Raw genomic sequence first — 24,379 nt, forward strand, 5'->3', positions numbered from 1 at the left:
TCATGCGGCCAAAAATAACATCCAAGATGTCGATTCGTGTGATCATCATGGTCGGACTATTGATTCACGTTTCTCAAATCTCGATCGGCAATGATTTTGAAGTCGCCGTCAAAAGTGCGGCCGATTCCGTCGCTGAGATCTTGGGCAAACGCAATGAGTCTCGCGTTTCGGCAAAGTATCAGGGGTTTGGCAACTTGCCTGGTGGCAACGAAGTCGGTTTCTTGGAACTGTTTCGCAACGCACTGGCCGATCATGGAGTCGTCCTTTCCAACCGCGCCGGACTGAGCTTTGAAGCTAGAGTGGTGCGTACCGACGCTTCTGACTCGGGCAGCAAGGGCATGTCGGCTCAGTTGGTCGGCCAGCTGATCGATGACCGAGGCAGCCCGGTGGGCCAGCGCATCGAATGTTATCCCATGTTGACGGACGGCGCGGACTTGGCACGCCAGAGCGGGATCTCATCGCATTTGATCTCCCGGCGCGGCGGGGACTCCGCGTCGGACAGCTCCGAACGCTTTCGCCGTGATTACGACGCCAAGACGATTTACGTCGGCGACAACGGACGTGATCTCTACAGCAATCCCGAAGTCCTCTACGGTGTGTCGGTGATCGTCGGAAACCAATACCGCCGACTCGGAGAGCCGGCCGGCAGCATGGTCCCCGAAGGACTCGCCTACACCACCCTGAATCTGGGCGAAGAGTATTCGATCGAGTTGATCAACAACTCTGATCACGAATGCGCGGTGCAACTGAAAATCGACGGGCTGTCACCGTTTCATTTCGCTGATCAGTCCGTCCGCAAATCGAACGGAGAGCTGCCGAGATTCTTCGTCATCCCTGCCAAATCTCGTCAACGTGTGAAAGGTTGGGTGAAAGACTCGACGAGACTCTTGCGATTCAAGGTGACGCCGTTGGCCGAGAGTGCCGTGGCGGTCGCTGGCGTACCGATCGAGAACGTCGGGATGGTTTCCCTGACGTTTCATGCCTGCTGGCAGAAAGGGCAACAGCCGCCGGCCGGAGAACCTGAGATCACCAAGAACAGTGAACGCCCAAACGTCATCTACCAGTCCGTTACAAAAACCCGAAGACGTGCCGACGGTACCCTTGAGGAATACACTGTCCAAGTGCCCGTCATGCAGACTCGAATTGAGACCGGCACCGGATTTGGCACCGAGGAGAGCACCGACATTCGGGGCGTCACCCGCAAGATCGGAGTGCCTCGAGCCGTCGTCGCTTTCCGATACAATCGCTAACCCGACGAGCAAAGCGAGGCGACCAACAGTCTTGCGTCACCCAGTTCGAACCAACAGGCAAGAAAATGGGAGCAGGAAAATGGCAGTCAGTCAAAGCACTTGAACAACCACTATCAAAGCATGTCTCTTCAGCCGTCTGTTCCCCCTCGTAATGGGATTCGCCAGAATTCTCTCACAAAATGCTACACCAACACGTCGGAGTTCCGTTCTATTTACGATCGATGAACAAGGCAACGACGTGCTGTCTTCTGCGTCTCAAGCCCTGTTCTTATCCCCGTATCATGCGGTGATAAACAAGTTCGTCGACGCTGAATACCGACGAGCAAGACGAACTGCAAATCAAGATCGACCTTCAATCAAGCAATCGCTCACCAATGTTGATCGATACGACTGCTAGAGCCTCACTTGGACGCTGGTTTCTTGTAGGCGCTGCTGATTCCCGCGTTGGGTTGCCCCCACACGCGGATGACGGTAAACGTGTCGTTGCAATAATGAAAATCGACGATGGTGTATTGTTTCTCGACTGACAGCGAAATTTTTTTTGTGTTTTAGGCGCACCATGAAATGCGACGGAGCGGCGGTGGTGAGGTTTCTGCAAGTGGTCAGTCAACTCCTCCGACTGATCATCGCTCACTTTTTTAAGAATAACGCGCCCACAAACACGCTCAATTCCGCCTCTGGTAAATCGACGCCCGATTACTTTCGGGCATACATGATTTCCACGCTTGGCAGGAGAACCGTCCATGAACACTTGGACAATCGTTCTGGTCTCGATAGGGATTGTGAGTATCGCAGTTTCGCTGGCGAATTTGAGACATTCGCCAACGAATACCGATTTGTTTGCAGTAAGTAAGTCCATGTCCGACGACTCGATCGGCAAACGACTCAACGAACGTCGAACGCGAATTGACGCAAAGTTGGGCGTTCAATTCGGCGCGGCCTTTGTCTTCATGGGTCTTCTATGGCAGGCTTTTCTGTATCTATTCTGGATTTAGAATGCTGTGGTTTGAAGTTCTCTGCGACTGCCCTTTGCGAGGTCTTACTCACCGTCGGTGTGCTATCGCGACTGACGGCTACGTTTTTTGACCTGGTATTTCGTCATGCACAGCATGACCTACGATTAGCTTGTGGCCAATGAATCAATCATCTGGGCTCGCTTACTTGATCAAGTTCAAACGCGAACGCGCCGAGTGCTTCGGCGTTTCGTGAGGCGATCAATGCGGCCAGTTCGCTGCATTGTTTGAGCGATCGTCCACTTGCCAATGCGAACAGGAATGCACCGTGAAATGTGTCGCCGCAGCCCGTGGTGTCACGTTGGTAGCGAGTGGGTACGGCTGCCTGTCGCCATTGATCGCCGTCTCGGGTGACAAACCAACTGCCGCGTTGGCCGTCGGTCACGCCGACGATGTGGCAGGCAAACTCTGACATCAGGCGACTGGCCAACAGGGCGGGCGAATGCACCACAGGGTTGCGTGTTACCGCCTGGCTTTGGACGACATGTGATTCGGCAAAGTGTTTTGAGACGATCAGGATGTCCGTCTCACGCAGCAGGGGAATGATTTCGGATCGATAGCGATGTGCACCGCCGTCGTAGGAGACCAAGACGTTGTGTTGCCGAGCCGTCTGGATCGCGGCGCAGGCGACGTCGAGATGTCGACCGTTGAGATGCAAGATCTGGGCAGTTGAAATGAGCTGTTCGATCTGCGGCGTGTACTGAGGCTGACCATCGGTCCCCGGTGAAAACACAATCGTGCGTTCTCCGTTGTCCTTGCGCACCAGGACGCTCGCGAGAGATGCCTGCGTATCCGGGTTTCGTTGAATCAACGAAGTGTCCACGCCAGCAGCTTGCATCTGATCGATAATGGATTGCGAGATGGTGTCTGTTCCCAGCAGGTCCACCATCGCGGCTTTGCCGCCCAGTTTGGCGGCGGTTGCCATCGCGACTGCCACTCCACCGCCCAAGCTCGCTTTTCGTTCGCTCGCACGCACGACCGCTTCGCCCACGGGTACTTCATCGACCACCATGGTAATGTCCATCACACTGACGCCGATTCCGATCAGGTCAACGGGGTCGGGACGTTGTGTGGGTGCTGTCATGGTGGATAGTTGACCATGTGAGTTTGGATGAGGGGATGTGAGGGCATGCGACACGACCGAACGTCCATTAACACAACCGTGCTATGTCGGACGCTCTCGATTGCGTCCGGTTCCCGATCTCAGGCGTGAGGACCGGACGCTATCGCGTGGCGGCTGATCAGCGCAGACTGTTTTCGCGCCAATCCGCGTAAACCGTTCCGTGCAAACGTATTGCGAAGACTGTAGGGAGTCGAGTGAATAATCCGGGCTAGCCGTGGGCCTATTGCGGATTGTGGTGCCGGCCCACGGCTAGCGCCTGAGGCGGATTGTGGTGCCGGCCCACGGCTAGCGCCTGAGGCTCACTTTGATTGCGATGCATGGAACAAAAACATGGACTGTAGAAACAATGTCAACACCAAACTTTGGGCTGATTGGTCCTGGATGAAGCAACCGTTTGGAAAGCAGACTCATTACGACATGGACTGGATCCAGCGGATGAGCGTTCGCACCATCACTCCGGTGGCCCCTGCGTCGCGTGCGGGCAGCGGGCTGTCTGCGAAAGCCGGGCCGGCGATGTCGGTGTGAACCCAAGGCACGTCGCCGACGAATTGCTGCAGGAACTTGGCTGCCGTGATCGCGCCTCCCCATCTCGCTTCGCCGACATTCTTGATGTCGGCAACCTTGCTCTTGATCTTGTCGTCGTAGAGTTCGAACATGGGCAATTGCCACACCGGTTCACCTTCGATCCGGGCCGCATTCGAAACCGCATCGCAGAGACTTTGATCGTTCGTCATCAACCCGGCAACTTCTTTGCCCAACGCGACCATGCAAGCGCCGGTGAGTGTCGCTAAGTCGAGCATCGCAACGGGCAGGTGACCGATTGCGACGTCCAGCGTGTCGGCCAAGACCACTCGGCCTTCCGCATCGGTGTTGTGGATCTCGATCGTTTTTCCGCTGCGGGTTTCGATCACATCGCCGAGTTTGTAGCTGGAACCGCTGATCATGTTTTCGGCTAGCCCGCAGACGCCGATCACGTTGCGTTTGACGTCCAGTTTTGCCAAAGCGTGCATCACACCGACGACCGTCGCGGCTCCGGCCATGTCCATCTTCATGGTCAGCATTCCTTCGCTCGGTTTGATCGACAGGCCGCCACTGTCAAAGGTGACACCTTTGCCGACGATCGCGACCGGTGGTTCATCACCTCCGCCGTTGTGTTTCAAGATCACGAGGCGTGGTGGACGACTGGATCCGGCACCGACGGCCAAAATCGCCCGGCAGCCTTCGGCCTCCAGCCGTTTTTCGTCCCAAACCTCGATCCCCAAGCCCACTTCGTCGGCGATCACACGGGCGCGCTCGGCAAAGCTTTCCGGAAACAGAATCGATGGCGGTTCGTTGACAAGTCGTTTGGTGTGATTGATGGATTGACCGAGCGACTGTCCTTGCTGGAGTGCTGATTCGACAAGTCCAGAGAATCCGATGGCCTCTGGAGACGTCGCGTCCGAACCGGTCTGATAAATGGCTTGCCCCTCCAATGCCGAAATCGCGCCGGCGACGATCATGTCGTGAACGTCTTCTTCAAAGCATTCGGCCAACGCGACATTGACACCGGACACGGAGCCTTTGGGCAGCCCCCGGAGGGCCGTGGCGGCTGAATCAAAGGCCAGCGAGCGATTGCTGATCGTCGATGACTCGTTGGTGAGACGGTCCCCCAAGCCCAAGATCATCACGAGATGCGGACCGCCGCCGTCGCTCTTCGTGCCAGGTCCTGGGATCAAGAACGTGTCGCCTCGTTTTGCGGACACCTTGCCTTGCTTCACCAGACGCCCGACACTGCCATCGGAAACTTTGTCGATGACCGCTAAGGTGGGACTCAGGGGCTGATCAAGGTAAATTCCTGTGACCAATACATCCGCGTCGGCCTCGTGCGGATTGTCGATCAAGTGAAGCTGCGGCTGAGCGAACGGTCTTGAGACAGGTGTGGAGTGAGAATCAGGGTTCACGGGGCTTTCCGACATGAGATCATGAAGCAGAGAATCAACACGAGGTCATTCATGGTATCCGTTAACGCATTTGTTCACACCAGCCCGCAGGCGGTGATTCGGTGAAACACCGCAGCACTCGAGATGTCGTCGATGACCTTCGCGCCGGTGATCGACTCATTCAGGTGGACGATTCAGTCGACCCGAACTTGGAGATGGCCGAAATCCAGCGACGTGTCTACGCGTCCGGTGGTCCTGGGCTGTTGTTCACACAAGTCTGCGGATGTGCGTTTCCGATGGCTTCCAATCTGTTCGGTTCGTTGGAACAAGCCCGCTACCTGTTTCGTGACACTTTGGAGTCGGTCAGGCGGGTGATCGAAGTCAAGCTGGACCCGTCGGCCTTGCCCAAGCATCCGTTACGGTATGCGGGCGTTCCCCTGACCGCATTGCGAATGCTGCCCAAATTCGCTCGCAGTGGTCCGGTCGCTCAGAACTCCATCACGGTGTCGCAGCTACCACAACTGAAATGCTGGCCCGACGACGGCGGCGGTTTCGTGACGCTGCCTCAGGTGCTGAGCGAAGACCCGTTGGCGATCGGCAATCTGATGCGAGTGAATCTGGGCATGTATCGTGTTCAGTTGTCGGGCAATGAATACACAGACGACGAGGTCGGATTGCACTATCAGATCCACCGCGGGATCGGCGTGCATCACAAAGCCGCGTTGGCCCAGTTTGACCCGCTACGCGTGGCCGTCACCGTGGGCGGTTCCCCCGCGATGACTTTGGCAGCCGTGATGCCGTTGCCGGAGGGCTTGACCGAACTCACCTTTGCCGGCGCCCTGGCTGGTCGACGTATCAAGATGATCCGTGGCGAGCACGCACCTGTCTATGCCGATGCGGACTTTGCCATCGTCGGTCGCATCAATCCCAAGGTCACCAAGCCGGAAGGCCCGTTCGGTGATCACTTGGGTTATTACAGCCTAAAGCATCCGTTCCCTGTGATGCAAGTCGACCGGGTGTGGCACCGAGACGGAGCCATCTGGCCCTTCACCGTCGTGGGCCGACCACCGCAAGAAGACACGACGTTTGGTCAGTTGATCCATGAGCTGACCGATCCGATCATTCCGACGGTGATCCCGGGTGTGAAAGCCGTCCATGCGGTCGATGCCGCCGGCGTGCATCCGTTGTTGTTGGCGATCGGCAGCGAACGTTACATGCCGTACTTGGACGCACCGGCACCGGCGGAGTTGTTGACACAAGCCAACGCGATTTTGGGCAATGGCCAGTTGTCGTTGGCAAAGTACCTGTGGATCACGGACGACCCCAAGAACGAACTGGACATTCACGACATCGAGCGGTTCATCCAATGGGTGTTGATGCGAGTGGACTGGCGACGTGACTTGCATTTCCAGACGCAGACCACGATCGATACGTTGGACTATTCGGGCAGTGGTTTCAATCGCGGCTCTAAACTTGTTACTGCTGCGATCGGAGCACCGATTCGAGACCTGGCCGGTGAACTTCCCTCCGGGATGCAACTGCCCGATGGTTTCACTGATCCCCGCATTGTGATGCCCGGCGTATTGGCGGTCGGTGCACCCAAATACAGTGAACAACGTGGGGCGGACGATGCCCGCAGGTTCTCGGCTGCATTCAACAGTGATTCCTCCATCAATCGGTTTCCGCTGATCACACTAATGGACGATAGTGAGTTTGCTGCCGCATCGATCAAGAATTGGTTGTGGGCGACGTTTACTCGCAGCAATCCGGCGACCGACGTGTCCGGGATCGATGCCGAAACGGTGTCCAAGCATTGGGGGTGCCGTGGATCACTGGTGATCGACGCGAGGTTCAAGCCTTGGCAAGCACCGCCGGTGATCGAAGACAAAGAAACGATTTCGAAAGTCGACGCGCGCGCCGCACGTGGCGGTCCTCTGGCTCGATATCTCTAATCTCAAGTTCAACAGTTGGTATCGACGATGAATGCCCCGGCACCCTCCTTGCAATCGGTTTTTGGTTGTCAGCACCCCGTGGCGTTGATCACGGGCAGCGGTGCGCCGCGGGTCGGCCGCGCGATCGCCATCGAACTGGCAGCGCACGGATGCTACATCGCATTGCATGCCAACAGCAGTGTCGACGAAGCCCATCAGGTTGCACGGTCACTGACCGACGAGTTTGGCGTGGAGGTGATCGTTACCTCTGGTTCGTTGGCGGGTGACTCGACGGCGGAAGACATTGTCGGACAGTCTGCCGATCATTTCGGCCGCATCGATATCGTTGTCAACAGTGCAGCGATCTGGTCGCCGACACCACTGAACGAAGTGACCCCGGATGAGATCCGACGATACGTGGACATCAACACGATCGGATCGTTCATGACCGCGCGCGCGGCGGCAAACCGCATGTCCAACCAACCGACCGGCGGATCGATCGTGAACATCGGCGACTGGGCCACCGTGCGTCCCTACTTGGATCATGCCGCATACTTTCCCAGCAAGGGAGCGGTGGAAGTCATGACGCGGAGTTTAGCGGTGGAGTTTGCGCAGTGGAACTCCAAGATTCGCGTCAACTGTGTCCAGCCGGGGCCGGTTTTGTTGGCCGATGATGTTCCAGCACCACAGCAGCAGAAGCTTGCCAAGAGCACGTTGAGCGGGCGGATCGGTACGGCACAGCATGTCGCGCATGCGGTTCGTTTCTTGTGCGAAAACGATTTTGTCAACGGCGTGTGTTTGCCCGTCGATGGCGGGCGTACGATTTACGCACCCGACGGTCTGCAAGTCGGCATGAATACGGGATAGGCTTGGCTGTTGAGGCGTCGGGGTGACACGTGACAGACACCTCCCCCAAGGAACTTGGGGGAGGTCGAGCAGAGCCGTTTAGGCGAATGCGAGGGAGGGGGCAATGCGCACCGTTTGGGCATTTGAACTCGTTTTTCTCAGCGTAGGCCCCCTCCCGGATCTTGCTTCGCTCGATCCGACCTCCCCCAGTGAGCCTCAGGCGCTAGCCGTGGGCCTGAGGCGGATTGTGGTGCCGGCCCACGGCTAGCGGGCTGTTGATTTAGTGAGCCGCGACGCGTAAGCGGCCGGGCCTACCGCATTGCCCGGTGCCTTACGGCCCACGGCTCACCCTTGCGTTCCCAATTTCGATTAAATCAACGGCCCACGGCTAGCGCCTGAGGCTCACTTTGATTGCGATGCATGGAAAATAAACATGGACTGAAAAAACAGTGCCAGAACCCCAAATTTTGCAACGGCCCAGCATTAGCTTGGTTTCACACACCAACGCGTGATGGCTTTGCTGTACAGCTCGATCCCGCGTTGCAACTGATCCAAACTGATCCATTCGTCGCTCGTGTGTGCTTGCGCGATGTCGCCGGGGCCGCACACGATGCGTCGAGTCAACTCGGTCAACACGCCGCCATCGGTGCCGTAACAAACGGTTTTCGGTTCACCGCCGGCAAGTTCACAGAACGCTTGGACGCAAGGTGCCTCGGGGTCGGTCCACAACGGTCCACTGCCGGGCATCTCGGAGAGCGACAAGCCGAGTTCGTCGCATTGATCACGCAACGTCTGCAGCAGATCCCGGCCATCGATGCCGGGCATCGAACGAAAGCAGACCCAGGCGGTGCTGAGAGCGGGAGTGATGTTGACGGCGGTGGCGTGATCGCTGACACCGAAATTCCAAGAGAGGTCCGGGGGATCAAACCTTTCATGTAGGTACTCTGACTGCTGTCGCGTTTTGTGACACAGTTCCAGCAAGGTGTTCAGGATCGGCACGATCGCTTCGTTGGCATTGGCACCTAAGCGTGTCGAACTGTGTGCGGCGCGTCCCCTGCTGGTGATCTTGGCACCGGCGATTCCTTTGTGCGCGTGGACGACGCCCAGCGAAGTCGGCTCGCCGATGATGGAGACCGGCTGGGCGCTGACCAATTCGCGATAGGCGGCCGAGTGCTGTACGATATGATTCGCTCCGTCAAAGCCGACTTCCTCGTCAGCCGTCACGACGATCCAAAGCGGTGCATGCTGAGCACGGGCGTCAAAGCTGCTTGCTGCGGACAGCATGGTCGCCAGGGAGCCTTTCATGTCGCAGGCACCGCGACCGTAGATTCGGTCATCGTGTTGCATCGGAACAAAGGGATCGCCGCCGGGACCGGTCCAATCGGCTGCGGGAACGACATCGGAATGGGCAAAGTAGGCCAGTCCGCCGGATTCGGATGATGGGCCACGTCGCGCGATCAAGTTGCACTTGGTCTGGCCTTTGCCATCGACGTAGGAGGTTCGTTCGACGTCGAATCCGAGTTGGACCAGATCGTGCTGGATCCAATCCGTGATGTCCGAGTTGCTGACATTGCTGACCGATGGGAATGCAATCATCCGCCGTAGACGTCCGATGCACTCGCTGAGAAGATCCATTTCTTTGCTGACTAGTTTGGGTACAAGACGTCGAGCATCTCGATCAATGCAGGAACGTCCACCGTTTCTAATTGACCGTCCAATTGTGAAAGTATCATGACCGCGTCCTTGCGGTAGTCCGGAGTGGACTTGGGGGCAACACACTGATAGATCGCCTGGGCGGCTTGCGCATCCGGTCGATCAGACGACAGGGCGAACGAAGCCAAGCGGGCGGCAACTGTGAACGGCATGTCGTCCAACGAGTAGGTTTTCTCTTGACGATTGAATCGGATCGTTAGCGATTGGCTCGTGTGTTCGACCACGATCACGGAGAGGTCTTCCGTGAGTTGAAACGTCGAGCCGGTTTCCAAAGTTTCCAATCCTTTGACGATGGCGCCACGATAAAAGCTTGCCAGGTCAGCGATGTGGTACAGCGAGTCTGCTTGCACGCTTTGCGTTTCGCTCAAATCACGCTGAGTCAACTTGTCCGCAGCGTCTTTCATCGTGGACCAATTGCGATCCAAGACCAATTGAGCGACCTTGCCGATCTCGGCTTGATTGGCCGCGATCGCTTCTTGTGTCAACTCGGGCTTGGGCGGCGCAGGCTCTGGTGTTGACTCCGTCGTCATCGGTGGCGTTGGAGTTGCAGCGGGAGGTGTCGGCTCGGGCGTTGGCGATGGCTTGGGCGTCGGTGTCGGCTCGGGCGATGGCTCGGGCGTTGGTGTCGGCTCGGGAGGCGATGGCTCAGGAACCGTCGGTTCAGGAGTCATGCCGTTATCGGCGTCCATGCCTGGCTGACCCATGCTTGGCCCATCCATCGAAGGTCCATCCATCGAAGGTCCATCCAGGCCTGAGCCGGCGGGAGGCTTTCCGTTTTCGTCGAACACCGGCGCGCGACCGCTTGCCGCGGCACCACTGAGAACGCCGTCGGATCGTTCTTTGGGTTTGGCGATCGGTGGATTGACTTGGATGCCAGAGGCGGAAACGCCGTTGTTGGTGTCCTCGCTGCGGAACATTGCAAATTGATCGGGTCCGACGATCAATACGTACAGCAGTCCGCCGACCATTGCGAACAAAGCCACGATGACTCCGGCAAAGACGACCAAGCCGAGTCCTTTCTTTCGTCGTCGCGATCGTTTGCTGCCACGCAAGTTGACTCCCGGGCCGCCGCTGGTGGTCGGCAGGGAGGAGTCTGCGTTGGACGCGTTTGCCGGGGCCGCTGCGTTTGCCGGTGCCGCTGGGGCGGGCGGTAGAGGTGGTCCCGCTGGAGTCGGTGGGACGATGGCTGACGGCGCAGCAGCTTGAGGTGCGATCGGTGCAAACCCGGGCGGCGTGCCTGGAGGTGGCGTTGTTGCCGGTGGCGTCAGCGGGTTGGCGCTTGGCAGCATCGCGGCCAGGGGATCGCTCGCAGGCAACATCGCCGCCAGTGGATCGGACGGCTTGGTCTGGCTCGGCGATGGTTGTCGCTGCGATGGTTGTGGTGGGGGAGCGGGCGTTTGAATGGCTGGGGCGAAGATACCAAAGCGGGCATCCAGCTCGGCACGCGCGGCGGGATCTTGCAAGGTTTGGCGGGCTGATTCGGCGATCTTGGCCGCTCGTTTCCACACCGACGGATCGGTTTCGTCTTTGACCGCTTTGAGATGCTGGTACACGGCTTTCATGGCCGCGCCGATCGTTTCAGGGTCCTGTTCGCCTGCCTCCAGTCCGAACACCTGATACGCGTGAGGATGGTTCACGCCTTCGGGGATCGGCAACAGGTCAAACAGTTCGGAAGCAGGCATGACCGTCGAGATCGCAGGCTGGAGGGCGGGAGCAAGATTCGGCTAGCGAAACAAATCAGAGGGACAGTGGGGCTATCTGTATTGTCGCTCAATCAGTGCGGTTGGCAACGCAAGTCTATTGTAACTTTCCAGCATTGACGACCGCGAGGTTTATTTCTGCGGGTCACAGCGGACGAGAAAAGACCGTCATTTGCCGAGTTTTAATGCCAGCAGTCCTCGGCAAACCAAGCGGCTGACCACTTGATGGGGCACCTGGAGGGCAGCGGAAATCAACCCCGCGTCACCTCCCGTCAGGATGACGGTGGGGGGTGAATCGGTGGGTTCGGCAGCCCCGTAATTCTCTGCCAAGCGATCGATCGCGGCCGCCACGGCGGTGATCACGCCCAAACGGATGGCGGACGACGTGTTCGTCGCCGGTCGCATGGACAGAGGCGTTTGGCAGTCGCCATCGGCCAACAGGTCGATCTGGGGCAATGCATCGGTACCGCGCGCGAGCGCCTGCAGCTGTAGCCCCAAGCCCGGCAGAATCGCGCCGCCGCAGAATCGACCCCGGGCATCGACCCAGTCGACCGTCACTGCCGATCCGGCATCCACCACGACCAACGGAGGCCGGTACAGTTCGGACGCCGCGAACGCACCGACCAAGCGATCGATTCCGAGCCGATCGGGATGATCCACCAACACGGGCATCGGCACGTCGTCTCGCGTGATGGTGCGGACGTCGACGTTCACTTGGTCGGAGTCGGCAAGTTGATTCTCCGCATCACGACGCAGTCGGTCGCACAACTGTCGCGATGCCGATCGTTGCACGCTTGCGATTCGCCACTGGGTACGACAAGGTCGGCAACGCGTGTGGCTTTCCACCCACTGAACCGCTTGTGTGATCCAGTCGACATCGGAGGTCACCGGATCGGTTGAACCCTGCGGCTCGCTTGGCCAGCGGTTGTCGATCGGGATGGAGATTTCGGAGAGGCGGTTTTCCGATGATGATTTCTTTTCGCATGCGGGGTGGTCGTCCGACATCAAACAAAGTTTGGCGGCCGAGTTACCGACGTCCACAGCAACGACACAGCTAGGCTCCTTCACGGCACCGCCTTGTCGGAATCATTGCCGGAATCATTGCCGCTGCCGTGATGTTTTCTTCCTTGTTTGCGTGATACCTGTTCGCCCTCCTTGTCTTTGGCTTGATGCTCGTTGGATAGGTCCGACGTGGGGCCGGCCAAGTGAGGTGGGACTCGTCGCTGACGAGTTGCCGTTGATTCGTCCGAGACGCGAAGCTTAGGAACGACTTCGCCCTCGTTCTCCATTCGTTGACGACGCAACATGACTTGATCCATGATCCGATGCGTCAATTCGGCGAGTCCTTCGCCGGTCGCCGCGCTGATCATAAAGACTTCTTTGCCGGTCGACTCACGAAGTTGATCACGGACTTCCTCGGCACCTTCCATTTCCATCTTGGTGACGACGAGGATTTCATCGCGTTTGCCCAAGTCGGGATCGTACTCGATCAGCTCCGCGCGGATCGCGTTGTAGTTTTGCAGCGGATCGGTTCCGTCGACCGGTTTGGGCTCGACCAAATGCACCAGCAAGCCGGCGCGCTCGACGTGCTTGAGGAACTCGTGTCCCAGCCCGACACCTTCGCTCGCGCCCTCGATCAAACCTGGGATGTCCGCGAGCACGAACGATCGCTCCTCATCGGCTTCGACGATTCCCAAGTTGGGATGTTTGGTCGTGAAGGGATAGTCGGCGATCTCGGGTCGAGCGCTGGAGATGCGTGAGAGCAGCGTGCTCTTGCCCGCGTTGGGTTTGCCCACCAATCCGACGTCGGCGATGCTGCGGAGTTCCAAGATCACCAATCGGGTCTCGCCTTCTTCGCCCGCCGTGGACTCTCGGGGCGCCTGGTTGGCACTGGACTTGAAGTGTGCGTTGCCGCGGCCGCCTTTGCCTCCCCGGGCGATGACGAAGCTCTCTCCGTGGTGGGTCAAGTCCTTGATCACAAAACCTTGATGAGCATCAATCACGGTGGTTCCCGGAGGAACGTAGAGGATTTGGTCGCCGCCCTTACGACCGTGACACATGGAGCCTTGGCCGGGTTGCCCTTTGGGGGCGCGATAGAACTTTCGGTTGGCGTAGGCCGCCAACGAGTTCACGCCGAGCTTGGCTTCTAAGATGATGCTGGCTCCGCGACCACCGTCGCCACCGTCGGGGCCGCCGCGGGGAACGTACTTTTCCCGACGCATACTGGAGCAGCCGTCGCCGCCTTTGCCGGCTTGCAACTCGATTTGGACACGATCAACAAACATCTCGGAGCCACTGGATAGGATTCAGCCTGCCACCTGGGTGCCGGCCGTTTGGCGGGCCGCTGTGGCAATGGGAGTGACCGCCGGTGCGGTCAGAATCCTTGAGAGTAGCCCAGAAACACACGCGGTCCAGAGGGTCGGGACCTGACTTGGTCGCTACGGAACAGCGAATCACTGACCCGCGCACCCGGTAGTGGGATTCGCCAGAATTCCTTACGCATGGGATTTCTGACGAAATCCACCACGCCATTTATCGAGAAAGTGTTCCTAAATAATGCGTGCAAATGGGTCAATTTGCGGTTTGCTTGACGGCCCGGAAGTCCCAGCGATAGTTCAGCGGTTCGTCCAAGTTGTACCGTTTTAGAACGTATTGCATCTCGTTTTCGTCTTGAAAAGAGGGCACGCCGAATCGAATCATGTCGTCGGTCTGTGCCATCGTGTCGCCCGGGCGAAAGAAGTTCAACTGCAGCATCTTGCGGCGATAGGGGGCATCGTCGCCCTCGCCGTCTTGTTGAAACGCATTGGTCAGCCCAGACACGTAAACGGAGAGAAAGTCGATGTTGGGGTCAACGTCGGTCCAGGTCGCCACTCCCCACACGCCGGGAGCGTCGTCGTCGCTGGTGCGTGGAATCTTGACGCGGGTGATTTCAACGCTGTTGTACAACGGAGCAGTGATCTGCTCCCGCATCGCGATGACCTCTTTGGCCGCTGGCAAGATTTGATCCAGAAAGCTGCCGCCGCCGACATGATCTTGGATCGTCAGCAATGGAAAGAATCGACGTGAGTCGTACCCGATCGCTTCGATCCTCTGAAACACCTCGGCCCCACCGACGTTATCCGCCGCCGGACGCAAATCGCCGCCTCGATAGCGAACCCGATAGACCATGTACCAAACCAGTTTTCGCTGCAGCCGGCCGTCGGCCCTTGGCAAATTCACATAGATCTGCCGCAGCGGTTTGAAGGAAAACTCGAGGCAGTAGACTTCGCGACGCAGCACGACTTGTTTGGCCATTTCGACCAAGGTGCGGCTGCGAGGATCAAAGTGCGGTGAATTGTTAGGGAAATTCGGCGCGCCCCACTCCAACTCCGGATGGGCTTCCAAGAAGGACTTCAGGGTTAGCGGCCCGTCAAAGGTCTCTTTCGGCCGCGGCGCCGGAGGTATCACGGTCACGACCCCGGGGGCAAAATCCGTTTGCTGCTCGAAGGACGGTTCCTGATCGGCATCCTGTGCCGTCGCCATGTGGGTCGGTAAGACGTCCGAAACCATCAAGGCCGCAAAAGTGGTGCAGAAAAGGATCGCCGTCGCGATTCGAGTTGCCAACATGATTCTAGATTTCTGGTTCGAGTCGGGTTTGCTTTAGCGCAAGTCACTAGCCGATTGTACTTCAACGTTTCCGGAACCGCTCCGTTTCGTTCGGGGCAAACGGGCAATCGACGGCGTTTCTTGGCCCGGATCGGCCAGAGAATCGGCTCCTCCCCCTTGCAGCGAGCCGGCAGGAGCCTGGGGCGAGCCGCTGGCAGTCGTCGCGACGGCCTTGGCAGACTCCGTTTCCAGCATCCGCAGCGAATCCGCCAACTGGGCATCGGTTCCCGCAAAAGCAGCGACTTGGTTGCCGCTCATGGTAAAGGTGGCCAGGACGCGACGACCCTGATCGTCGGAAAAATGCAGTGAAATCCAGCGGATCGGCACTCCTTCCACCATCCCGTCGGCAACCAAACGCAGCACCCGGAGCCCTTGGGCGCTGAGCCGCTGGTCCGCTTCGACCATCTGAGTAAAGGGCTTCCCGATCGTCCGCTTGGTCTCCGCCTCAAACGCCTCCAGCGTCCATTGCTGGCCAGGTTTCAGTCGGGCCAGAGAGCGAAAATTGCATTGTGCGACGCTCTTGTCGTTTTCGATCAATCGCATCATCGCCGACCCGGTGACGTCGCTCATCATCCGCCAACGTCGGTCCATCAAGGCACCGATGCCCAAGTGCCTGCTTTGCAAATCGACGAACAAGCGGTCCTCAGGGATCGGAGCGTTCCATGCGACCTTGGCGGGCGTCTTGGGCAAGCCCACCGTTTCGTCCATCGGTTGTCGCATCAGCTTGATCGTCGCAGCCACATCAAAACCGGGCTCCGCATTTCCGATCTCGCGCGTCTCATGAATCGCCATGGCAAGCCAGGTACACATCCCCGCTTCGCGATCAAAACGCAACTTGCCCACCAGTCGCAACTTGGTCGGCACGCCTTCCACCGACCCGTCCAGATTACCCTTGATTTCGATCGTGGCGGCGTCCGTGGCGATCTCGGCGATCTCGGCCGTGACTTCGTTGACATCCACACCGCTCAAGTTCAATACGGAGATCAACGCCGCGTCGGTAGGACGATACTTGTCGCCCGGTGCAACCGGTGTCGTCGGCAATAGTTGGTCGATGCCGACGCTGCAAATCGGCGTCCGTAGTAACCCAAGCTCTTCATGCGTGAAGTAGTCGTCGCTGGAATAGATGACTTCCGGGGAGGTCTCGCGACGCACAATCGTTTGGCGAACCGATTCGCGAAGCTGCACCGTGGACTCTTCGCGATTGAGTGTGCTGGTGCTCTGGGCGGTGTGATAAAACCGCTCGGCATATTTGATGTCCGTGGTCGGCGCGGCCCCGTCGGGGCGACGGTAACGCTCCTCATAGTCGAACACGACATCGCTCTTGATCGGAACCGTCACCTGACTGGTTCGCGAGACCAGCGGATTCTCGGGAACCTTGACGTTGCCTTTGACGTCCATCTCAACCCGTACGCGGACCAAGTCGTTCTTGCCGCTGGGCGCCAACGTGGTCTTTGCTTCGGCGGCCAACAGGGGTCGCGAGGCGGTCGCCGAGGTCAGCGAGACGCCGGCCAGCGCTGCCAGAAAGTGACGTCGATCGGGTTTGAATTGCGGTGGGTTGTTGTCGTTCACGGTCATTTTTCGAAATCGGTTCGTGCCGGTTGGTGTCGTTTCGGTCAACTGACCAATTCATCGACCCCGCCGACCCGACGGTTCAATTCAATCTGTGCACGTCCCAACAATTACTCCCGCCACCCAAACGCCACGTCCGGCAAAGTCTTCGCGGGCGGAAAACTCGCCCAGCCTAAGTGCTTTCTCAATTTGAGACAATGACATCAAATGGAGACAAAAAAGATGGCAACTTGTTTGAAATTTTTACATCCAAGCTGGACGTTTGGGATCGCGTGGAAAGCGAGGTGTTACCGATGGCAAATCGTTAAATCGTTTCGCTGAAGGGTTTTACGTCGAATCGGGGAGGATTTTTCCGTTTTGTGTGACCGATTGGCCCCGTTTTTCCTACTGTTCACTTGCGAGACGAGTTGACTGCCATGAAGAATTCAGGCCGTCGGATTCAAATGCTTGCGGAATAGGAACTTTTGTTCGGGCTCTGGCAAGAAAATGAAACGACGGGCGAACTTATTGAACAGCCATTTCGTCTTTAGAGGTACAGGAATTCGCACGTTGCGGGTTCCTAGTGAGACAAGTGCCGGTCGGCAAGGAGTCGGTCGGTGTTGAAAGTCCATCAAATGGCTCGACTGGGTTCAGTTGGGCAAATTTTTGTGGACAAAGTGTTTTGTTTTACGGTTTACCTAATGCATCGGTCGCGATACGCGTTCTCTCATTGAGAATGTCCCATCAAGACCGATGTCCAACCGCACGGAGTCATATTGAAATGACCCGGTGCAGCGTTGGCAGGGAAACGGACAGACGGAACGAGAATGGAATGATCACTCTCAGGATTATGAGTGAACCCGGGCAACCGAGGGAATTGGCCGAGCGACCCGCCGGGGTCGCAGGGAATCAATCAGCCAAGTCCCAAGCGCTGGGAGAAAAGCGATGCACGAAAACTACCGAGACTCAAAAATCAAAGAACTGCGCGAGCAACTTCGCTTTGTCCCCAAGACAAAGAAGATCGAGCAAGCAGCAGCAACGGAGAAGCTGTTGAGCGAGATCGAGGCCGATCGAAGCTATGCATTTGATTATGTCTGTTTCCGCATCACCAACTATCGTCCGGAAAACGCAAGTCGCCACAACATTGCGTCGGTGGATCTGATCCACGATTTGCGTCTGTTGATCGAAGACCTCAGCGATTCCGCCGAGTTGGACGTCGAGGACGTGGGCGAGCAAGTCCATACGGTCAATGAACTGAGCCGCTTGTTCAAGGTTTCCACCAAGACGATCAGCCGCTGGCGTGAAGCCGGGTTGGTCAGCCGTCGGTTGCTGTTCGGCGGACGCAAACGCGTCGGATTTTTGCACAGCAGCGTCGAGCGGTTCGTTTCCAACAACAAAGACAAGATTCGTCGCGGCGAACGCTTTAGCCAATTGTCGGACGATGAAAAGAGCGAGATCATCGAACGCGCCCGTCAACTCGTTGACTCCGGGGCATCGCTTTCGGACGTCACCCGCCAGCTCGCATCGCGAATGGGACGCAGCCCCGAAACGATTCGCTACACGCTCAAGAACTTTGACGCCGAACACCAAGCGGTTGCCGTGTTCCCCAATGTTCGCAGCGTGCTGACCGACGACGACAAGCGAACGATCTTTGGGTTGTACCTCAAGGGTGCCACGGTGCCCCAGTTGTGCAAGCGTTTTAAACGAACCCGCACCAGCATCCAACGCATCCTCGTGGACATGCGTCGTGATCGGATCATGGAGCTGCCCCTGGATTACATCTACAACGAAGACTTTGAGACCGCCGTTCGCGAAAGCGAGTATCTCGGTCCCGAACCGGAACCGGCCACCGCGCCACGCAAAGTCCGCGTGCCGTCCGGGTTGCCAAGCTATCTCGCATCGCTGTACGACGTACCTTTGCTGACCCGAGAACAAGAGTACCACTTGTTCCGTCAGTTCAACTATCTGAAGCACAAAGCGAGCCGTCTGCGTGAAACGCTCGATGGCATCAACGGTGCCAAGAGCGCTGTGATGGACGAGATCGAGAAACTTTACGAAGACGCCGTTCGCGTAAAGAATCGCATCGTGCAATCGAACTTGCGTTTGGTGGTCTCCATTGCCAAGCGTCACGTCGCCAGCACTGATGACTTCTTTGCCTTGATCAGCGACGGCAACATGTCGCTGATCCGTGCCGTTGAAAAATTTGACTACTCACGAGGCAACAAATTCAGCACGTACGCTTCGTGGGCGATCATGAAGAACTTTGCTCGCACGATCCCGAGCGAGTTCAAGCATCGTGACCGTTTCCGCACGACCACGGAGGAACTGTTCTTGTCCCGCCAAGACGAGCGACAGGATCCTTACGCGGAGGAAACCGTCCAGCGTTCACGTCAACGTGAGCTGTCCAAGATCCTCAATCGGTTGGACGAACGCGAGCAGATGATCATCTCCGCGCGATTCGGCCTGCAACGTGGCAGCGAGCCGCTGACATTGAAGCAAGTCGGTGAGGAAATGGGCGTCACGAAAGAACGCGTGCGACAACTGGAGGCCCGTGCCTTGGCAAAGCTTCGCAGCGCCGCAGACGAAGCCAACATCGACGTCGAGTTGGGTTCGTAAGAGTAGCGGGCGATCCACAACAAACGTGGGGCAGGTTTTCAACCTGCCGCGCAAAAGGGAAACTTGGCAGGTTAAAAACCTGCCCCACGGATTACCGTATTTCGTCATGCACAGCATGACCTGCGAATGCTCCGCTGCAATCAGGTAGCTGCGGGGGACGTGCGGAAGATAAGTGTCGCAACATCCATCGTGCATCTCACTGGCTTGTGTTTGGTTGTGTTTTCAGGAACACTAATTGGCACTAATCGAACACTAATCAGCAGAAGTGCAAGCAAGCTAAACGGGGACGATTCTTGATGGGTGACCGTTAAGCTTGGCTATCGCGGACGTTTGTCTCCGATTAGTGTTCGATTAGTGAAGATTCGTGGTTTCCCATCTCATGAAGCCGCATCGCAGATTATAGGGAGAGAGCACCTTGTTGTGGTGGTTGGGCTAGGCCGTTTTGGTACTTGCGAAAACAGACGGTCACGGGTGGCGTCTCTCCAGCGTTGATCGACGTGATGGGCCGCTTTCGCGAATGTTTGAAGCCAATGCTTGAAGCGAGGGCCGTGCACCCGGCGGTGACGTCGGGCGAACCGGATGTCGTCATGCACAGCATGACCTACGATTCCCCCTTCAATAACATCAGTGATGGCAACACGACTCTGATTCGTACCGTACAATTTTCGCTGGCAAAATCGTTACGATTCCGCATCCCGAAAAGGCATTTCCATGAGTCGGTTCCCTTCATTCAGCCGGTCCATCGGCGTCACCCTGCTGTGCTGTCTCTGCGTCTCGGTATCCTTTGCGGATGATTGGAATCAATGGATGGGTCCGACGCGGGATGGGGTCTATCGCGAAGCAGGGATAGCGGACTCGATTCCCGAGGGCGGTCTGCCGATCCGTTGGCGGGTGCCCGTCTTCGGTGGATACGCCGGTCCGGCGGTGGTCGGTGATCGTGTTTACTTGATGGACTACGAACGCACCAAGGGCGAGATGATCGAGACGCCCGACGCGCGACCTGAACAAGAAGGATTTGAGCGGGTGCGATGTTTCGATGCCAACACAGGCAATCAGGTCTGGGAACACAAGTACGCGGTCAACTACAAGATCAGTTACCCTGCCGGCCCGCGGGCGACACCCACGGTGATCGACGGTGTGGTCGTGACGTTGGGCGCCCAAGGTGACTTGATCGCATTGAACGCAAGCAACGGCGAGATGATGTGGCAGGTGAACTTGCCCAAGACATTCAACGCCAAGACGCCAATCTGGGGTTTCGCGGCGCACCCGCTGGTCACGGACTCGATGGTCGTGACGATGGTCGGCGGTGATGATCAAGCCGCCGTGGCGTTTGATCGAGCCACGGGCAAGGTGCTGTGGAAGTCGGTCTCCAGTTCGGATGCCGGTTACTGTCCTCCGTCGTTGATTCAGGCGGGCGGAACTCAGCAACTATTGATCTGGCATCCTGATGCCGTCGCATCATTGGATCCCGCCACCGGCAAGCCGTATTGGACTGAGCCGCTCAAGCCCGATTATGGGATGTCGATCGCTCAGCCGATGCGTGAGGGTGATCATCTGTTTGTCACCGGAATCGAAAACAAGTCGATGATGTTGCAACTGGCATCGGATCGACCCGCGGTGACGAAACTGTGGGACAGCGAACCAAAAACGTCGATCAGTTGCAGCACCATGACGCCGGTGATCCATGACGGCCTGATCTTTGGTTGCGATGAATCGCTCGGCGCCGTCGTGTGCGCGAAAGTCTCTGATGGCCAACGGCTGTGGCACAACTGGCTGCCGGTTCGGCCGGACAATCAGCGACGATTGTCCGCCGGCAACGCGTTCATCACGCGGCACGCCCCCAGCGGCCGATACCTGTTGTTCGGTGAAACGGGTTTGCTGACACTGGCTGAGATGACGGCGGAGGGATTTCGTTCGTTGGGCCAGATGCAAGTCGTCGAGCCTACCCAAACGGCGTTCGGACGAAAGGTGATCTGGAGTCATCCGGCGTACGCACGCCAAACCGCGTTCATCCGCAACGACAAGGAACTGGTCGCGGTCGATCTGAGCAGCAGCAAGTGAGCCGCCGGGCGATAGCCCCCGGTTCTATCCGCACACCCAGGTCATGACGGAACCGGACGCTTTCTCTCTTGCCAATGGAGCCGTTTCCGACCTACTGGGGCTTTGGTGTTGCATTCGGATTCTCGATGAGACAAAGGGCTGATTTCTATTTGTCAATGGACGTGCTGTACATCTAGAGTGATGGGGCTGTTTTCCCGCTGAGTCCGGCAAACCACTCTGAGAGACACATGACGTCATCCAGTTCAGACGACCTGAGAAAAGAAATCGGATTCCTTGGCGCGGTCTTGGGTGACACCATCAGCGAACTGGAAGGCCAAGCGGCGTTGGACACCGTGGAAGAACTTCGTCGTGCCGCATGGGATCGACGCTCGGGCAGAGAAGGAGCCGATAAACGCATCAAGCAATTGATCTCCTCTTTGTCCGATCAAGAGTTACGCGTCGTCATTCGCGCCTTCACCACCTTCCTGGACTTGTTCAATGTCGTCGAAGATCGACGGCGTGTGCAGGTGCTCGAGCAACGATCGGCCGACGCGTTTCCTGAGCCTCGCTCGGAATCGGTCGGATCGGCCATCAATGAGCTGCAATTGCGAGGTAAGTCTGCTCAGGATGTTCAAGCGTTGGTCGACGAGATTCAAGTCGACCTCGTCTTCACTGCTCATCCGACCGAAGCCAAGCGGAGATCGGTGCGTAATAAGTTGCGAACGATTCGTGGGTTGATGAACGAGTATCACCGGCAGCAGCAACCCCATCGACGCGATCAAACAGAACGCAAGATTCGCGCCGAAGTGGCGAAGCTATGGCAGACGGATTTCATCCGGCCGTGGCGGCCATCGGTGATGCAAGAAGTAGCTCGTGGATTGTCGATCAAGTCCGTGTTGTGGGAGACCGTGCCCGAAATCCATCGAGAACTCAACGACGCGCTCAAACGCCAATACGGGGACGCGGTTCAGACGCGTCATCCAGGCATCGTTTTCGGATCGTGGATCGGAGGCGATCGTGACGGCCATCCAGGTGTGACACCCAAGGTGACTCGTCAAACGTTGCAATGGTTGCGTCGTGAAGCGATCGCGTTCCACTTGCGGACGGCTCAAGCTTTATTTGACTCATTGAGTCTCTCGGAGAGGCAAGTCCATCTCGGTGAAGCGTTGACCGAGAGCATTACTCAGGCGATCGGCAAATGGCCCGAGCTGGAAGAACGATTGTCAGGATTGCCACCAGGTGAGATCTGTCGCCGCTGGTTGTCGATCATTCGGTGGCGACTGGAGCAAACGTCAGACGACTTGGACGAAAATGCGTCTGATCAAAAGCCCGTTACCCAAAGTGCCGTCTATCGATCGGCTTGCGAGCTGGCAGGTGACTTGAATGCGTTGATCGACGCGACGAGCGAATTGCCCGTCTACCGGCACATCGCACCGTCACTGCAGTCTTGGAAAACACAGATCGAAACCTTTGGACTGCATTTGGCGAGGCTGGACGTTCGTCAGAACGCCAGCGTCTACTTTTCGGCGATCAACGAGATTTTGCGGAAAACAGGTCTCTGCGATGATCCCGACTCACTCAGCGAAGAAGACCTCTGTGAGTTATTGAGCCAAACGTTGCCACAGCGTCAATCACTCTCTGACGAAGGTTTCTCTGACAGCACTGCGGAAACCTTGTCGTTGTTTCGCACATTGCACGAAGCGGCCGAGCAATACTCCATGGCCGCGATCGGAGCGCACGTGATCAGCATGACCAGTGCACCTAGCGACGCGATGACCGTCCTGTGGTTCTGGGAACAGACTCGTCCGACCGGAGAGGCGACAAGCGATGCAACGCTGCCGATCGTGCCGCTGTTGGAGACCGTCGAGGATTTGCAAAACGGACCGGCGATTCTTTCCGGCATGCTCTCCAACGATGCCTATCGTCAACACCTCCGTCGACTCGGTGATCGCCAGATGATCATGCTGGGTTACTCCGATAGCACCAAAGACGGCGGCTACCTGTCGGCGTGCTGGTCCCTGCACGAGGCCCAAAAGAACTTGGTCGCGGTGTGCGAAGAGTTTGGCGTCAAAGTGACTTTCTTTCACGGCCGAGGCGGCTCGCTGGGGCGCGGCGGCGGTCCGGCAGCTCGCAGTATCCTGTCGCTACCACGTGGCACCTTCGATGGGCATCTGCGGATCACGGAACAGGGTGAGGTCCTGGCCGACCGGTACGACGATCCCGCGATTGCACACCGCCATTTGGAACAGATGATCTGGTCGTCCTTGTTGGCCGCCGGGGAGCCCGTACGTCCCGACTCCGAGCCTTGGCACGTGATGATGGACCAGATGGCTCAAGCATCGTTTGAAAAGTATCGCGAGCTGATTGAACACCCCGGCTTTGTTTCCTACTTTCGCCGCGCCACACCGATCTCCGAAATCGAACAACTCCCCATCGGTTCTCGTCCCTCACGACGCAAACCCGATGGCGGGCTGGCGGACTTGCGTGCGATTCCTTGGGTGTTCTCTTGGACTCAGGCGAGATGCTTGGTTCCGGCTTGGTACGGTTTGGGAGCGGCGATGTCGGATTCGGTCCGGGACAATGCGGAACGTGCACAACTGCTGACGATGTACAACGAGTGGCCATTCTTTCGCGCGATGATCGACAACGCGGAATTGGCATTGGCAAAGTCGGACTTGAAGATCGCGATGGAGTACGCACGGTTGGCGAACAAAAGTGACGCGGCGGACGAAATCGCTTCAATGATCTCATTGGAGTATCGATCGGCGTGCAACGTCGTGCTGGCGCTGACCGGTCAAGATGAATTGTTGGGCGGAACGTCGTGGCTGAAAGAATCCATCCGCATCCGCAACCGCTTCATCGACCCGCTGAACTTGATTCAGGTCGAACTGTTGCGACGAACCGCTGACCCGCCGCCAGAAACGGACCTGGAGGAACTGCGTCACATCACCCGCCTGTCCATCAACGGGATCGCCGCCGGCATGCGAACCAGCGGCTGAGGGGACTGCTGATTGAGTCGTAGGTTGGCCACTCTT

15 protein-coding genes are annotated in these 24,379 nt (G+C 57.7%); 7 read left to right on the forward strand and 8 right to left on the reverse strand.

The window, feature by feature from the left end:
• Window positions 1-2: 2 nt before the first annotated feature.
• Window positions 3-1,250: a hypothetical protein gene (locus Pla52nx_RS01845; protein ID WP_146518012.1), complete on the forward strand. Its 1,248-nt coding sequence runs from the start codon at window positions 3-5 to the stop codon at window positions 1,248-1,250.
• A 743-nt stretch (window positions 1,251-1,993) separates the two neighbouring features.
• Complete coding sequence (locus Pla52nx_RS01850; protein WP_146518013.1) at window positions 1,994-2,245, forward strand: hypothetical protein; 252 nt, start codon at window positions 1,994-1,996, stop codon at window positions 2,243-2,245.
• A gap of 148 nt (window positions 2,246-2,393) precedes the next feature.
• Here the strand turns inward: Pla52nx_RS01850 and Pla52nx_RS01855 are convergent, their stop codons facing one another.
• Together Pla52nx_RS01855 and Pla52nx_RS01860 are read right to left on the reverse strand one after the other, a co-directional pair.
• Window positions 2,394-3,347 carry a carbohydrate kinase family protein gene (locus Pla52nx_RS01855; RefSeq protein WP_146518014.1) on the reverse strand — a complete coding sequence of 318 codons (954 nt, stop codon included), beginning with the start codon at window positions 3,345-3,347 and terminating at the stop codon, window positions 2,394-2,396.
• Between the two features lie 449 nt (window positions 3,348-3,796).
• Window positions 3,797-5,326: a leucyl aminopeptidase gene (locus tag Pla52nx_RS01860; protein ID WP_342190325.1), complete on the reverse strand. Its 1,530-nt coding sequence runs from the start codon at window positions 5,324-5,326 to the stop codon at window positions 3,797-3,799.
• Between the two features lie 101 nt (window positions 5,327-5,427).
• Here Pla52nx_RS01860 and Pla52nx_RS01865 point away from each other — a divergent pair, with 101 nt between their 5' ends.
• Both Pla52nx_RS01865 and Pla52nx_RS01870 read left to right on the forward strand, forming a co-directional pair.
• Window positions 5,428-7,257 carry a UbiD family decarboxylase gene (locus tag Pla52nx_RS01865; RefSeq protein WP_146518016.1) on the forward strand — a complete coding sequence of 610 codons (1,830 nt, stop codon included), beginning with the start codon at window positions 5,428-5,430 and terminating at the stop codon, window positions 7,255-7,257.
• Window positions 7,258-7,284: 27 nt separating this feature from the next.
• Window positions 7,285-8,103: an SDR family NAD(P)-dependent oxidoreductase gene (locus Pla52nx_RS01870; RefSeq protein ID WP_146518017.1), complete on the forward strand. Its 819-nt coding sequence runs from the start codon at window positions 7,285-7,287 to the stop codon at window positions 8,101-8,103.
• Between the two features lie 462 nt (window positions 8,104-8,565).
• Here Pla52nx_RS01870 and Pla52nx_RS01875 read toward each other — a convergent pair whose 3' ends face one another.
• The 6 genes from Pla52nx_RS01875 to Pla52nx_RS01900 all read right to left on the reverse strand — a co-directional run bounded on the left by Pla52nx_RS01875 (window position 8,566) and on the right by Pla52nx_RS01900 (window position 16,709).
• Window positions 8,566-9,717 (reverse strand): M20 family metallopeptidase, encoded by a 1,152-nt coding sequence (locus Pla52nx_RS01875; RefSeq protein ID WP_231741634.1) that lies wholly within the window; start codon window positions 9,715-9,717, stop codon window positions 8,566-8,568.
• An 11-nt stretch (window positions 9,718-9,728) separates the two neighbouring features.
• Complete coding sequence (locus Pla52nx_RS01880; protein WP_197454207.1) at window positions 9,729-11,477, reverse strand: hypothetical protein; 1,749 nt, start codon at window positions 11,475-11,477, stop codon at window positions 9,729-9,731.
• Between the two features lie 186 nt (window positions 11,478-11,663).
• Complete coding sequence (locus Pla52nx_RS01885) at window positions 11,664-12,563, reverse strand: type III pantothenate kinase (protein WP_146518018.1); 900 nt, start codon at window positions 12,561-12,563, stop codon at window positions 11,664-11,666.
• Window positions 12,560-13,780: a GTPase ObgE gene (gene obgE / locus Pla52nx_RS01890; RefSeq protein ID WP_146518019.1), complete on the reverse strand. Its 1,221-nt coding sequence runs from the start codon at window positions 13,778-13,780 to the stop codon at window positions 12,560-12,562. Before obgE ends, Pla52nx_RS01885 begins: the two co-directional genes overlap by 4 nt.
• A gap of 286 nt (window positions 13,781-14,066) precedes the next feature.
• Complete coding sequence (locus Pla52nx_RS01895) at window positions 14,067-15,101, reverse strand: hypothetical protein (protein ID WP_146518020.1); 1,035 nt, start codon at window positions 15,099-15,101, stop codon at window positions 14,067-14,069.
• A gap of 33 nt (window positions 15,102-15,134) precedes the next feature.
• Window positions 15,135-16,709, reverse strand: coding sequence for a hypothetical protein (locus Pla52nx_RS01900; RefSeq protein WP_197454208.1), 1,575 nt, complete (start codon window positions 16,707-16,709; stop codon window positions 15,135-15,137).
• Between the two features lie 924 nt (window positions 16,710-17,633).
• Between Pla52nx_RS01900 and Pla52nx_RS01905 the strand changes: the two genes are divergently transcribed.
• The 3 genes from Pla52nx_RS01905 (at window position 17,634) to ppc (ending at window position 24,343) form a co-directional block, all read left to right on the forward strand.
• Window positions 17,634-19,304: a sigma-70 family RNA polymerase sigma factor gene (locus tag Pla52nx_RS01905; protein ID WP_146518022.1), complete on the forward strand. Its 1,671-nt coding sequence runs from the start codon at window positions 17,634-17,636 to the stop codon at window positions 19,302-19,304.
• Between the two features lie 711 nt (window positions 19,305-20,015).
• Window positions 20,016-21,365 (forward strand): PQQ-binding-like beta-propeller repeat protein, encoded by a 1,350-nt coding sequence (locus Pla52nx_RS01910; RefSeq protein WP_146518023.1) that lies wholly within the window; start codon window positions 20,016-20,018, stop codon window positions 21,363-21,365.
• A gap of 227 nt (window positions 21,366-21,592) precedes the next feature.
• Window positions 21,593-24,343, forward strand: coding sequence for a phosphoenolpyruvate carboxylase (gene ppc, locus Pla52nx_RS01915; RefSeq protein WP_146518024.1), 2,751 nt, complete (start codon window positions 21,593-21,595; stop codon window positions 24,341-24,343).
• Window positions 24,344-24,379 lie beyond the last annotated feature (36 nt).

The organism is Stieleria varia (assembly GCF_038443385.1).
GTDB classification, from domain to species: Bacteria; Planctomycetota; Planctomycetia; order Pirellulales; family Pirellulaceae; genus Stieleria; species Stieleria varia.

Bases quoted from the DNA above. Each gene is read 5' to 3' on its own strand.
- Pla52nx_RS01905 (WP_146518022.1), top strand. From the start codon at position 17,634: ATGCACGAAAACTACCGAGACTCAAAAATCAAAGAACTGCGCGAGCAA.
- Pla52nx_RS01855 (WP_146518014.1), bottom strand. From the start codon at position 3,347: ATGACAGCACCCACACAACGTCCCGACCCCGTTGACCTGATCGGAATC.
- Pla52nx_RS01910 (WP_146518023.1), top strand. From the start codon at position 20,016: ATGAGTCGGTTCCCTTCATTCAGCCGGTCCATCGGCGTCACCCTGCTG.
- Pla52nx_RS01880 (WP_197454207.1), bottom strand. From the start codon at position 11,477: ATGCCTGCTTCCGAACTGTTTGACCTGTTGCCGATCCCCGAAGGCGTG.
- obgE (WP_146518019.1), bottom strand. From the start codon at position 13,780: ATGTTTGTTGATCGTGTCCAAATCGAGTTGCAAGCCGGCAAAGGCGGC.
- Pla52nx_RS01875 (WP_231741634.1), bottom strand. From the start codon at position 9,717: ATGGATCTTCTCAGCGAGTGCATCGGACGTCTACGGCGGATGATTGCA.
- Pla52nx_RS01870 (WP_146518017.1), top strand. From the start codon at position 7,285: ATGAATGCCCCGGCACCCTCCTTGCAATCGGTTTTTGGTTGTCAGCAC.
- ppc (WP_146518024.1), top strand. From the start codon at position 21,593: ATGACGTCATCCAGTTCAGACGACCTGAGAAAAGAAATCGGATTCCTT.
- Pla52nx_RS01845 (WP_146518012.1), top strand. From the start codon at position 3: ATGCGGCCAAAAATAACATCCAAGATGTCGATTCGTGTGATCATCATG.
- Pla52nx_RS01895 (WP_146518020.1), bottom strand. From the start codon at position 15,101: ATGTTGGCAACTCGAATCGCGACGGCGATCCTTTTCTGCACCACTTTT.
- Pla52nx_RS01850 (WP_146518013.1), top strand. From the start codon at position 1,994: ATGAACACTTGGACAATCGTTCTGGTCTCGATAGGGATTGTGAGTATC.